The organism is Pseudomonas pharyngis, from assembly GCF_021602345.1.
GTDB classification, from domain to species: Bacteria; Pseudomonadota; Gammaproteobacteria; order Pseudomonadales; family Pseudomonadaceae; genus Aquipseudomonas; species Aquipseudomonas pharyngis.
Genome location: NZ_BQID01000001.1, coordinates 1 through 11,853 on the forward strand (window position 1 = coordinate 1; position 11,853 = coordinate 11,853).

At 58.5% G+C, this 11,853-nt stretch carries 13 protein-coding genes; 8 read left to right on the forward strand and 5 right to left on the reverse strand.

Features of this window, described 5'->3' with window-relative positions; translation table 11 throughout:
• Positions 1–12: 12 nt before the first annotated feature.
• Positions 13–1,212, reverse strand: a complete 1,200-nt coding sequence (gene tyrS / locus L6D74_RS00005) for a tyrosine--tRNA ligase (RefSeq protein ID WP_064599794.1) — start codon at positions 1,210–1,212, stop codon at positions 13–15.
• A gap of 210 nt (positions 1,213–1,422) precedes the next feature.
• On the opposite strand from tyrS, the gene L6D74_RS00010 reads away from it, so the two are divergent.
• Complete coding sequence (locus L6D74_RS00010) at positions 1,423–2,847, forward strand: peptidoglycan DD-metalloendopeptidase family protein (protein ID WP_236187418.1); 1,425 nt, start codon at positions 1,423–1,425, stop codon at positions 2,845–2,847.
• Positions 2,848–2,850: 3 nt separating this feature from the next.
• Positions 2,851–3,942, forward strand: a complete 1,092-nt coding sequence (locus L6D74_RS00015; RefSeq protein ID WP_236187419.1) for an anhydro-N-acetylmuramic acid kinase — start codon at positions 2,851–2,853, stop codon at positions 3,940–3,942.
• 72 nt (positions 3,943–4,014) lie between these two features.
• Here L6D74_RS00015 and erpA read toward each other — a convergent pair whose 3' ends face one another.
• Both erpA and argC read right to left on the reverse strand, forming a co-directional pair.
• Complete coding sequence (gene erpA / locus L6D74_RS00020; protein WP_003228776.1) at positions 4,015–4,365, reverse strand: iron-sulfur cluster insertion protein ErpA; 351 nt, start codon at positions 4,363–4,365, stop codon at positions 4,015–4,017.
• A gap of 168 nt (positions 4,366–4,533) precedes the next feature.
• A complete protein-coding gene (gene argC, locus L6D74_RS00025; RefSeq protein WP_236187420.1) occupies positions 4,534–5,568 on the reverse strand; it encodes an N-acetyl-gamma-glutamyl-phosphate reductase in 1,035 nt (344 codons plus the stop codon).
• Positions 5,569–5,703: 135 nt separating this feature from the next.
• On the opposite strand from argC, the gene hemJ reads away from it, so the two are divergent.
• The 6 genes from hemJ (at position 5,704) to coq7 (ending at position 10,180) form a co-directional block, all read left to right on the forward strand.
• Entirely contained in the window at positions 5,704–6,132 is a 429-nt protein-coding gene (hemJ, locus tag L6D74_RS00030; protein ID WP_011336184.1) for a protoporphyrinogen oxidase HemJ, read from the forward strand.
• A 33-nt stretch (positions 6,133–6,165) separates the two neighbouring features.
• A complete protein-coding gene (locus L6D74_RS00035; RefSeq protein ID WP_236187421.1) occupies positions 6,166–7,134 on the forward strand; it encodes an NAD(P)H-dependent flavin oxidoreductase in 969 nt (322 codons plus the stop codon).
• A 70-nt stretch (positions 7,135–7,204) separates the two neighbouring features.
• Positions 7,205–8,155, forward strand: a complete 951-nt coding sequence (locus tag L6D74_RS00040) for a DUF805 domain-containing protein (protein ID WP_236187422.1) — start codon at positions 7,205–7,207, stop codon at positions 8,153–8,155.
• A gap of 61 nt (positions 8,156–8,216) precedes the next feature.
• Positions 8,217–9,005 (forward strand): SDR family NAD(P)-dependent oxidoreductase, encoded by a 789-nt coding sequence (locus tag L6D74_RS00045; protein ID WP_064599806.1) that lies wholly within the window; start codon positions 8,217–8,219, stop codon positions 9,003–9,005.
• Positions 9,006–9,086: 81 nt separating this feature from the next.
• Positions 9,087–9,425, forward strand: a complete 339-nt coding sequence (locus tag L6D74_RS00050; protein WP_007956318.1) for a histidine triad nucleotide-binding protein — start codon at positions 9,087–9,089, stop codon at positions 9,423–9,425.
• Between the two features lie 107 nt (positions 9,426–9,532).
• Complete coding sequence (gene coq7 / locus L6D74_RS00055) at positions 9,533–10,180, forward strand: 2-polyprenyl-3-methyl-6-methoxy-1,4-benzoquinone monooxygenase (protein WP_007956317.1); 648 nt, start codon at positions 9,533–9,535, stop codon at positions 10,178–10,180.
• A 61-nt stretch (positions 10,181–10,241) separates the two neighbouring features.
• On the opposite strand, the gene speD is transcribed toward coq7, so the two are convergent.
• On the reverse strand, positions 10,242–11,036 hold the full coding sequence (gene speD, locus L6D74_RS00060; RefSeq protein ID WP_085609101.1) for an adenosylmethionine decarboxylase: 795 nt from the start codon (positions 11,034–11,036) through the stop codon (positions 10,242–10,244).
• Between the two features lie 237 nt (positions 11,037–11,273).
• Entirely contained in the window at positions 11,274–11,696 is a 423-nt protein-coding gene (locus L6D74_RS00065) for an OsmC family protein (protein ID WP_016772921.1), read from the reverse strand.
• Positions 11,697–11,853: the final 157 nt, after the last annotated feature.

An 11,853-nucleotide genomic window follows, 5' to 3' on the forward strand; every position in this document is an offset into this window, starting at 1 on the left:
CTTATTTCAACTTTACTCAGATTTAAGCGTAATCCGTGCAAAAGCCTTCTTGCCCGCCTGGCAAACGTGGGTTGCGCCCAGTACATATATAAAGGAACGATCAACCACCTCACCATCTACACGCACACCACCGGAAGCCAACAGATCACGAGCAGCCGCAGAGTTCTTCACCAGTCCTGCCTTATTAAGGACAGCAGCAATCGGCATATCCTCGGCAGCAGTCAGTTCGACCTCTGGGAGATCATCCGGCAACTCACCATCCTTCATACGGTTACCCGCACCACGGTGAGCATTGGCCGCAGCCTCTTCACCATGGAAGCGCGCAACAATCTCTTCGGCCAGCTTGATCTTGATATCACGCGGGTTGGCACCCGTTTCAACATCAGCACGGAAAGCATTGATCTCATCCATCGAACGGAAGCTGAGCAACTCGAAGTAGCGCCACATCAACGCATCAGGAATCGAGACCAGCTTACTGTACATGACGCCCGGCGCTTCCTGGATACCAACGTAGTTGCCCAGCGACTTGGACATCTTCTTCACGCCATCCAGACCTTCAAGCAACGGCATCGTCAGGATGCACTGCGCTTCCTGGCCATAACCCCGCTGCAGCTCACGCCCCATCAGCAGGTTGAACTTCTGATCGGTACCACCCAGCTCAACGTCAGCGCGCAAAGCAACCGAGTCATAACCCTGCACCAGCGGATAGAGGAATTCGTGAATGGCAATCGGCTGATTGGTGGTGTAGCGCTTGTCGAAGTCATCACGCTCGAGCATACGAGCAACGGTGTACTGCGAAGTCAGACGAATAAAGTCCGCAGGCCCCATCTGATCCATCCAGGTAGAGTTGAACGCGACTTCGGTTTTCGCCGGATCAAGAATCTTGAACACCTGAGTCTTGTAGGTCTCGGCGTTTTCCAGAACCTGCTCACGAGTCAATGGAGGGCGAGTGGCGCTCTTGCCGCTCGGATCACCGATCATTCCGGTGAAATCACCAATAAGGAAGATCACCTGATGCCCCAACTCCTGGAACTGGCGCAGCTTATTAATAAGCACAGTGTGACCAAGGTGCAGGTCCGGCGCAGTTGGATCGAAGCCGGCCTTGATTCGCAGCGGCTGGCCACGCTTGAGCTTTTCGATCAGCTCGGACTCGACCAACAGTTCTTCCGCACCACGTTTAATCAGCGCTAGCTGCTCTTCAACCGACTTCATAACAGACCCGCAAGGCTCAGATTCAAAGGGAACCAACCATACAAGATCGCGCACCAAATACAAGTTTTGCCCGGCACACGGACACCAATCCACGGACAGGGCGTCCGCAGACTTGCTTCAGAGATGATTTGGTTATATTTTATACAGTTATTTCATCTTCATCATGTCATTCATCTTTTCCAATTCATCTTTTTCAAAGTCAAATTACTTATGACCACTGAACCGTCTAAAGCGCCACCGCTTTACCCGAAGACCCACCTGCTCGCCGCAAGTGGTATCGCCGCCCTTCTCAGCCTGGCGCTCCTGGTGTTTCCATCCAGTGATGTTGAAGCCAAAAAGACAACGCTGAGCCTTGAACTGGAAAGTCCTGCTGAACAACTGACACAAGATCAAGACGCTGCCGACGCAGCTCAAGCCACAAATGAGTCCGTAGCCTCCCCTTTCGCGCAGATCGAAAACAGCGCCGAAGAGACGCAGGAAACCGCTCAGTCTGCACCAGCGCCGACACCGGTAGCTGAAGAAAAAAAGGCCCCAAATCACAGGGAAGTGATCGTCTCCAAGGGCGATACGCTTTCTACACTGTTCGAGAAAGTCGGCCTCCCGGCCGCGGCCGTCCATGAAGTGCTGGCCAGTGATAAACAAGCCAAGCAGTTCAGTCAGCTCAAACACGGCCAGAAACTCGAATTCGAATTGAATCCACAAGGTCAGCTGACCAACCTGCACAGCAAGATCAGCAACGTTGAAACCATCACCCTGACCAAGAATGACAAGGGTTATGTGTTCAACCGCGTTACCGCCAAACCGACTGTTCGCACCGCTTATGTACACGGTGTGATCAACAGCTCGCTGTCGCAGTCCGCCGCCCGCGCAGGCCTGTCCCACAGCCTGACCATGGACATGGCCAGTGTCTTTGGCTACGACGTCGACTTCGCCCAGGATATCCGCCAGGGTGACGAGTTCGATGTGATCTATGAACAGAAAGTGGTCAACGGCAAAGCCGTTGGCAACGGTCCGATCCTGTCCGCCCGCTTCACCAACCGCGGCAAGACTTACACTGCCGTGCGTTACACCAACAAGCAGGGCAACAGCAGCTACTACACCGCAGATGGCAACAGCATGCGCAAGGCGTTCATCCGTACACCGGTGGACTTCGCCCGCATCAGCTCTAAATTTTCCATGGGCCGCAAACACCCGATCCTCAACAAGATCCGTGCCCACAAAGGCGTCGACTACGCCGCCCCGCGCGGTACGCCGATCAAGGCTGCCGGCGACGGCAAAGTGCTGCTGGCCGGCCGTCGCGGCGGTTACGGCAACACCGTGATCATCCAGCACGGCAACACTTACCGTACGCTGTATGGACACATGCAGGGCTTCGCCAAGGGCGTGAAGACCGGCGGCACAGTTAAACAGGGCCAGGTGATCGGTTACATCGGCACCACCGGCCTGTCCACCGGACCGCACCTGCACTATGAGTTCCAGGTCAACGGTGTCCACGTCGATCCATTGGGCCAGAAGCTGCCGATGGCCGACCCGATCGCCAAATCCGAACGCGCTCGCTTCCTGGCGCAGAGCCAGCCACTGATGGCTCGTATGGATCAGGAAAAAGCCACCATGCTGGCTTCGAGCAAACGTTAACCCATGGCTCTGTATATCGGCGTGATGTCCGGCACCAGTCTCGACGGGCTGGACATCGCCCTGATCGAGCAATCCTCGGCGATCAATCTGGTCGCCACGCACTACATCCCCATGCCTGACACCCTGCGCGCCGAACTGCTTGGCTTGTGCGCCAGCGGCCCTGACGAAATCGCCCGCTCGGCGATTGCCCAGCAGAATTGGGTGAAGCTCGCCGCGCAAGGGATCCATACCCTCCTCGAACAGCAACAGCTCAAGCCTGAAGCCATTCGCGCGATCGGCAGCCACGGCCAGACCATTCGCCATGAACCGGCGCGCGGTTTCACCGTACAGATCGGTAACCCCGCCCTGCTCACTGAACTGACCGGCATCACCGTCGTCAGCGACTTCCGTAGCCGCGATGTAGCCGCCGGTGGCCAGGGGGCCCCGCTGGTTCCGGCCTTTCATGAAGCGTTGTTCGAAGAGCTTACCGGCAACCGCGCGGTCCTGAATGTCGGCGGCTTCAGCAATCTCAGTCTGATCGAGCCGAACAAGCCTGTAGCCGGTTTCGACTGTGGGCCGGGGAATGTGCTGATGGATGCCTGGATTCATCAGCGCCAGGGCGAGAACTACGACCGCAACGGGCAATGGGCAGCCAGCGGCAAGGTTGAGCCCACCCTGCTGAAAGCCCTGCTCAGCGATCCGTTTTTCGTGACGCAAGGCCCGAAGAGCACTGGTCGCGAAGTCTTCAACCTGCCCTGGCTGGAGCAACACCTTTCGCGCCTGCCAGTGTTCCCGGCGGAGAACGTGCAAGCGACGCTGCTGGAGCTCACCGCACTGACTATTGTCGACTCACTGCAAAGCGCTCAGTCCGACACTCGGGAACTGCTGGTCTGCGGCGGTGGCGCTCACAACGCCACACTGATGAATCGTCTGGCCGGGTTGCTGCCGAACGCCAAGGTCGCCAGCACGTCGACTCATGGCGTTGATCCGGACTGGGTCGAGGCCATGGCCTTCGCCTGGCTGGCTCACTGCTGTCTGGAAGGCATCGCCGCCAATCGCCCGAGCGTCACCGGCGCCAAAGGCCTGCGTGTACTCGGCGCCATCTACCCCAACTGACAAATTGCAGATAACAAAACGCCGCAGAACCGTGAGGCTCTGCGGCGTTTTATTGTGTTCGGTGAAACGCGATCAGATCGAGAACGAGGAGCCGCAACCACAAGTGGTGGTGGCATTCGGGTTCTTGATCACGAAACGCGAACCTTCCAGACCTTCCTGATAATCCACCTCGGCACCTGCCAGGTACTGGAAGCTCATCGGATCAACCACCAGACTGACGCCTTCGCGCTCGACGATGGTGTCGTCCTCGGCCACATCCTCATCGAAGGTGAAGCCGTACTGAAACCCTGAACAACCGCCGCCCGTAACGAATACGCGCAGCTTCAAGCGATCATTCCCCTCTTCATCGACCAGGCTCTTCACCTTGTGCGCGGCACCTTGAGTGAATTGCAAAGCCGTGGGGGTGAAGGATTCGACGCTCATGCTGACAATCTCCCGGCGTTACGCCGCCATAATGCGTGATGACGCGCATTATCCGCTTGTCCTAGAAAATCGGTCAACTATTGTTACGGTATATCAATAAAGCTGATCAACCGACCAGAATGCAAAAAGGCCCGTCAGACGGGCCTTTTTACCAAGCAAGATCGGTCGTTACGGCAGCATGCCAGCGTGGGACAGGCCCAGACGCTCATCCAGCCCGAACAGGATGTTCATGTTCTGCACGGCCTGACCCGACGCGCCCTTGACCAGATTGTCGATCACCGAAAGCACCACCACCAGATCACCATCCTGTGGACGGTGAACCGCGATTCGGCAGACGTTGGCGCCACGCACGCTGCGGGTTTCCGGATGGCTGCCAGCCGGCATCATGTCGACGAACGGCTCATTGGCATAACGTTTCTCGAACAGCGCCTGCAGATCCACCGAGCGGTCCACCACAGTCGCGTAGAGCGTGGAGTGAATGCCACGGATCATCGGCGTCAGGTGCGGCACAAAAGTCAGACCGACATCCTTGCCCGCCGCACGACGCAGCCCCTGGCGAATTTCCGGCAGATGACGGTGACCTTTCACCGCATAGGCCTTCATGCTTTCCGACGTCTCGGAGTACAGCGAGCCTACGGCAGCGCCACGACCGGCACCGCTGACACCGGATTTGCAGTCGGCGATCAGGTGCGAAGCATCGGCAATGCCCGCCTCAAGCAACGGCAGGAAACCCAGCTGCGTCGCGGTCGGATAGCAACCCGGCACCGCGATCAGGCGTGCTTTCTTGATTTGCTCACGATTGACTTCCGGCAAGCCGTAAACCGCCTCGTCCAGCAGCTCCGGCGCGCCGTGCGGCTGGCCATACCACTTGGCCCATTCATCGGCGTCCTGCAGACGGAAATCAGCCGACAGGTCGATGACCTTGGTGCCGGCCGCCAGCAGTTCGCCAGCCAGTGCGTGGGCAACGCCGTGGGGAGTGGCGAAGAACACCACGTCGCAAGCGCCCAGGGTCTTGATGTCCGGCACGCTGAATGCCAGACCGTCGTAGTGACCGCGCAGGTTCGGGTACATCTCAGCCACGGCCAGACCGGCCTCGGATCGGGAAGTGATCACCACCACTTCTGCCTGCGGATGCTGTGCCAACAGACGCAGCAGTTCGACACCGGTGTAACCCGTGCCGCCGACGATACCGACCTTGACCATAAACCTGCCCTCAACGAACCCACTGGAAAGCCGTCGATAATAGGGGCCGCGCGCCCCTGCGACAACCGCCAAGGTGACGTGCGGACGCTCAAGCCTCTACTATCCGGCCTACCGTGAATCAGGGAATAACCAAAAATGCTCTATCTGTGGATCAAAGCGCTACATATCGTCAGCATCGTGTGCTGGTTTGCCGGGCTGTTCTATCTTCCGCGACTGTTCGTTTATCACGCGCAAAGTGAAGACACGATCAGCAAGGAACGCTTCAGCATCATGGAGCGCAAGCTGTATCGCGGCATCATGGGCCCGGCGATGATCGCCGCGCTGATCTTCGGCGGCTGGCTGATCTACCTGAACCCGAGCATCTTCAGCAGCGGTGGCTGGATCCACGCCAAACTGACCCTGGTCGTGCTGCTGATCGGTTACCACCACATGTGCGGCGCGCAGGTAAAACGTTTTGCCCGTGGCGAGAACACCCGCAGCCATGTCTTTTATCGCTGGTTCAATGAAGTGCCGGTTCTGCTATTGCTGGCTATCGTAATTCTGGTCGTGGTCAAGCCGTTCTAACTTCAACAAATACAACTTTCCGGGGTACTTCCGATGTCGCTGCCCGCTCTGCTCGAACAACGTCTGCGTCTGCCCGTAGTGGCAGCACCGATGTTTCTGATCTCCAATCCTGAACTGGTGCTGGCGTGCTGCCGTAACGGCGTGGTCGGCAGCTTTCCGGCGCTGAATCAACGCGAAAGCAGCGGATTCAAGGCCTGGCTGGAGCAGATCGAAGCGGGACTGGCGACACTGGAGAACCCGGCGCCTTATGCCGTGAATCTGATTGTTCACAAGAGCAATCCACGTCTGGAGGCGGACCTGAACATCTGCGTCGAACACAAAGTCCCCATCGTCATCACCAGTCTTGGTGCCGTGAAGGAACTGGTAGACGCCGTGCACAGCTACGGCGGTCTGGTCTTCCACGACGTGACGACCCGCCGCCATGCCGAGAAAGCCGCCGAGGCCGGTGTCGATGGCTTGATCGCCGTCGCGGCCGGTGCCGGTGGGCACGCCGGGACCTGGAGCCCGTTCTCGCTGATCTCCGAGATCCGCGAGTTCTTCGAAAAGACCCTGTTGCTTGCAGGATGTTTGAACCATGGGCATGAGATTCTCGCCGCACAACTGCTCGGCGCGGATCTGGCCTACTTCGGCACGCGATTTATCGGCACCACTGAAAGTCATGCGCCTGACGCCTACAAGCAGATGCTGCTGACTGCCAAAGCCGCCGACATCATTCATACTCCTGCCGTGTCCGGTGTTCCGGCCAGTTTCATGCGTCAAAGCCTGGAGGCCGCCGGTTTCGACATGGCAGCCCTGCAGGGCAAGGGTGAAGTGAACTTCGGCGACAAACTCAAGCCGATCAATGACGAAGCCAAGGCCTGGAAAACCGTGTGGTCGGCAGGTCAAGGCGTCGGGCAGATCGACGATCTGCCAAGCGTGGATCAACTGGTGGCGCGTCTTGATGCGGAATATCGCCAAGCCCTGGAGCACGCAGCGCAACTGCCGAAACGCTGGCCGCGCTGAATGAAACCTGGCCGGTCGCTGTCTGACTGGCCTTAGACTCAATTTATCTCGCGACAAGGATGCCTCGGCCATGAGCGAACCCCGTTACAAGATCGTTTTCGACGGCGCGCTCCAGCCCGGCGTCGATGTCACCACGGCCAAGCTCAACCTGGCCGATCTGTTCAAAAGCGATGTTGCCGCCATCGAGCGTCTGTTCAATGGCCGCACCGTCGCACTCAAGCGTGATCTGTCCCACAGCGATGCGCAGACTTATCTGCAAGCGCTGGGCAAGACCGGGATCGATGCCCGGATCGAAGCGGAAACGCCCATCGAGCTGAATCTGTCGGATGTCCACGAGCAAAGCGCCGCCGTCGCGGAGCCTGACTCGCCTTATGCGCCCCCTCGCGCCGCCGTCGGTGAAAGCCTGCCGGCATTCGCGCCTCTCAAGCCGCTCAGCGTCGAAGGCCGGATCGGCCGCTTGCGTTACCTTGCATGGTCGATGGTGTTGAGCCTGGTCGCCCTGCCAATCGTCAGCGTGTTCGCGCTGATCGGTCTGGGCCTGGTGAGCGCCGACTCGACGACCGGCCTGATCATCGGCGGTCTTCTCGCCTTCTTCCTGTTTCTGGCCTTCGCGATCGTCGGCATCCTGTTCAGCATTCAGCGCTTGCACGATATCGGCTGGTCGGGATGGCTCTGGCTGCTGACCCTTGTTCCGTTCGTGGGCAGCTTCTTCCCGCTGGTGATCATGGTCGTGCCGGGCAATACCGGCGCCAACCGCTATGGCCCACCACCTCCGCCGAACAGTACGGCAGTCAAAGTGCTGTGCTCTTTGTGGATCGTGTTTATCGGGCTGTTTTTCATGGGCGGCTTGCTGGGTGGGATTACCGCCATCCAGCAGGAATACGAAAGCAGTCTTGAAAGCAGCTATGAGAGCGGTTCGGTGACCACCGATGAAATCGATGTCGAAGTCGAGCCGGCCGCGAATTCGGCAGACGATGCAGCCGAAGCCGCCCTCGCCCCTGTAGACTCTGCGAAAGAATGAACAACGCTCCCCGCCGTGACACCTGCGTCGACGGCGCGGCGCTGTTGCGATGGAGATTTGCATGACCCGTTACGCTCTGATCACCGGCGCCTCCAGTGGCATCGGCCTGGCGATGGCCGAAGCCCTGGCGCGCCGTGGCCGCAGCCTGATTCTGGTGGCCCGCCAGCGTGATCAGCTGGAAAGCATTGCGATTGAACTGACCCAACGCTTCGGCGTGGAGGTGCTGTTCCGCGCCTGCGACCTCGGTGAGCCGCTGCGCCTGTCCGGTTTCCTGCTGGAGCTGGAAGAAGGCGATCGGCAGATCGATCTGCTGGTCAATTGCGCCGGCATCGGTACTTGCGGCCCGTTTCTGGCCCAGGACTGGATGACCGAACAGGACCTGATCGAAGTGAACATCCTCGCCCTCACCCGCCTCTGCCATGCCATCGGCAACAGCATGGCGTTGCAGGGCGGCGGACAGATTCTCAATGTCGCGTCGGTGGCGGCCTTCAACCCCGGGCCCTGGATGAGCACCTACTACGCCAGCAAGGCGTATGTTCTGCACTTCTCGGAAGCACTGCGGGTGGAATTGAAGAAGTGTGCGGTCAAAGTGTCGGTGCTCTGCCCCGGTCCGACCCGCACCGCGTTCTTTCGCACCGCGCAACTGAACAACGACAAACTCAACGCCAGCAAATTGCTGATGAGCCCCGAGGAGGTCGCGCTGTATACCGTGCGCGCCCTGGAGAAAAACCGCGCAATCATCATTCCCGGACGCCGAAACCGCTGGTTCGCCTTTCTGCCACGGCTCGGTTCGCGCTGGCTCAATCGCACGATTATCGGCATGGTCAACAAGGCTTACTGCCCGCGCTGAAAAGTCCTACGGCAAAACACTGGGCGGCCTTATCACCCTATGAGTACACTCAGGCCAGCCCAAACAACGGAGAAAACAGCTGTGGATACTCTGTTCACCAAAATCATCAACCGGGAAATCCCGGCGAAGATCATTTACGAGGACGACCAGGTTCTGGCGTTCCACGATATCGCCCCACAGGCACCGGTGCATTTTCTGGTGATCCCGAAGAAACCGGTGCGCACCCTCAATGACCTGACCGAAGACGACAAGGCACTGGCCGGGCATATCCTGTTCACCGCCCAGCGTCTGGCGCTGGAGCTGGGCTGCGAGGAAGGCTTCCGGGTGGTGATGAACTGCAATGAAATGGGCGGGCAGACGGTCTACCACATTCACATGCACGTTCTCGGTCAACGCCAGATGAACTGGCCGCCGGGCTGATTGAACCCAGAGATCGGTGGGAGCGCCCCGCTCCCACATGACCCAGCGCAAACCTTCCCCGGCCGATTCGGTTAAACTGGCCGCCGAGATTCTTCCCGGAGGTCAGCATGACTACCCAACGTCACTACTCGCCCATTGATCGTCTTCTGCTGCAAGCCGATGCCGCGATGCGTACCTTGCTGCCCTTCAGCGGCCAGCCGTACCGTCCGTCGCCAGCGATCGTGCAGCCCGATGTGCAGATGAGCGATGAAGACACCCGCCACGTCGCCGGTCTGATGCGCATCAACCACACCGGCGAAGTCTGCGCCCAGGCGCTGTATCAGGGCCAGGCGCTGACCGCCAAGCTGCCGCAGGTGCGCGAGGCCATGGAGCATGCGGCTGAAGAAGAGATCGATCATCTGGTCTGGTGCGAACAGCGCATTCACCAGTTGGGCAGCCACACCAGCGTGCTCAATCCGCTGTTCTACGGCATGTCGTTCGGGATCGGCGCAGTCGCCGGGCTGATCAGCGACAAGGTCAGCCTCGGATTTGTCGCCGCCACCGAGCATCAAGTCTGCAAGCATCTGAACGAGCATCTGGAGCAACTGCCGGCCGAGGACGAAAAATCCCGGGCGATTCTGGAACAGATGCGCATAGATGAAGAACATCACGCGGAAAGCGCACTGGAGGCCGGCGGCTTCCGCTTCCCGGCGCCGGTGAAGTTCGGCATGAGCCTGCTGGCCAAAGTGATGACCAAGAGCACTTACCGGATCTGAAAAACGCCCGTAAAAAAGGCGACTGCCGCAAAGCAGTCGCCTTTTTTTGTGCCCGGATTTCTTAGCTCGGCATATTGCGCGCGTAGAAGATTTCCAGCATTTCGTGTTTCACACGCTCGGTCACCTGAGCGCGTTGCTCGGAAGACAGGTTGCTGGTGGCATCGCCGAACAGGTAGTTGTCCAGTTCGAAGTTCTTCAGCAGCATTTTGGTGTGGAACAGGTTTTCCTGGTACACGTTCACGTCGGTCATCTGGTACGCGTCGCGAGTGTCATCGGAAAGGTAGTTCTGGATCGAGTTGATCTCGTGGTCGATGAAGTGCTTGTTGCCTTCAACGTCACGGGTGAAGCCGCGCACACGGTAATCCACGGTCACGATGTCCGAATCGAACTGGTGAATGAGGAAGTTGAGCGCTTTGAGCGGTGAAATGACACCACAGGTCGACACATCGATGTCCACACGGAAGGTCGCGATACCGGCATCCGGATGGATTTCCGGGTAGGTGTGCACCGTGATGTGGCTCTTGTCGAGGTGGGCCAGGATGATTTCGGGCAATGGGCCCGGGGACTCTTCGATCTGGCTTTCGGTGGGGGTCACCGGCTCTTCCGAGATCAGAATCGTGACGCTGGCACCCTGAGGCTCATAGTTCTGACTCGCAATGTTCAGAATGTTGGCACCAATGATTTCGACAACTTCCGTGAGGATCTGCGTCAGGCGTTCGGCGTTGTACTCTTGATTGATGTACTCGACGTAAGCCTGCTGGTCTTGCGGGGTTTCCGCGTAGCAGATGTCATAGATGTTGAAGCTCAAGGTCTTTGTCAGGTTATTGAACCCGTGGAGCTTGAGTTTGCTTTTCACCGTTAAAAACTCTCTATGTATGCGGCACGGCCGCGTGATCAAGCATGCCCGTCAAGTGCGAACAACGCACCTGCGTAGGACGGTTAACACCTCTTCGCGATGGCGATTTTGGTTATCTGTTCAGGCGGATGACCCGTCGATTGACTGATCACGGCCCTGAAAAAAGTGGCGCATTATGCAGACGTCAGCGGGGGATCGCCAGAGTCTGCACTGCTTTTATGATAGTTGAATGTCGGCTCAGCCGAGTTCAACGATTTCGTAGTCGTGGGTGATCGCTACGCCAGCCGCGCCGAGCATGATCGAGGCCGAGCAATACTTCTCCGCAGACAGTTCGATGGCGCGTTTGACCTGGGCTTCTTTCAAACCCCGACCCTTGACCACGAAGTGCATGTGGATCTTGGTAAACACTTTCGGATCTTCGGTCGCGCGTTCGGCATCCAGAAAGGCTTCGCAGCTTTCAACGGCCTGACGGGACTTCTTCAAAATGCTGACCACGTCGAAATTGCTGCAACCGCCGACACCCAGCAGGAGCATTTCCATCGGGCGGACACCCAGGTTACGACCACCGGCGTCCGGCGGACCGTCCATGACCACGACATGACCGCTGCCGGATTCGCCGAGGAACATGGCTTCGCCAGCCCATTGGATGCGTGCCTTCATCGCCAAGACTCCACTGTAGAAAAAAGGGTCGCCAGCTTAGCACAGGGCCCTGCCCGGACAGCGAGCAGGTTCCTAGGACGAATGCACCTTTAACGTAGGTGATTTCTCGAAATTTCGACGAAGTGTCTGGTAAGCTGGCGCCAATTCACTGGCGCCT

Bases quoted from the DNA above. Each gene is read 5' to 3' on its own strand.
- tyrS (WP_064599794.1), bottom strand. From the start codon at position 1,212: ATGAAGTCGGTTGAAGAGCAGCTAGCGCTGATTAAACGTGGTGCGGAA.
- L6D74_RS00010 (WP_236187418.1), top strand. From the start codon at position 1,423: ATGACCACTGAACCGTCTAAAGCGCCACCGCTTTACCCGAAGACCCAC.
- L6D74_RS00015 (WP_236187419.1), top strand. From the start codon at position 2,851: ATGGCTCTGTATATCGGCGTGATGTCCGGCACCAGTCTCGACGGGCTG.
- erpA (WP_003228776.1), bottom strand. From the start codon at position 4,365: ATGAGCGTCGAATCCTTCACCCCCACGGCTTTGCAATTCACTCAAGGT.
- argC (WP_236187420.1), bottom strand. From the start codon at position 5,568: ATGGTCAAGGTCGGTATCGTCGGCGGCACGGGTTACACCGGTGTCGAA.
- hemJ (WP_011336184.1), top strand. From the start codon at position 5,704: ATGCTCTATCTGTGGATCAAAGCGCTACATATCGTCAGCATCGTGTGC.
- L6D74_RS00035 (WP_236187421.1), top strand. From the start codon at position 6,166: ATGTCGCTGCCCGCTCTGCTCGAACAACGTCTGCGTCTGCCCGTAGTG.
- L6D74_RS00040 (WP_236187422.1), top strand. From the start codon at position 7,205: ATGAGCGAACCCCGTTACAAGATCGTTTTCGACGGCGCGCTCCAGCCC.
- L6D74_RS00045 (WP_064599806.1), top strand. From the start codon at position 8,217: ATGACCCGTTACGCTCTGATCACCGGCGCCTCCAGTGGCATCGGCCTG.
- coq7 (WP_007956317.1), top strand. From the start codon at position 9,533: ATGACTACCCAACGTCACTACTCGCCCATTGATCGTCTTCTGCTGCAA.
- L6D74_RS00065 (WP_016772921.1), bottom strand. From the start codon at position 11,696: ATGAAGGCACGCATCCAATGGGCTGGCGAAGCCATGTTCCTCGGCGAA.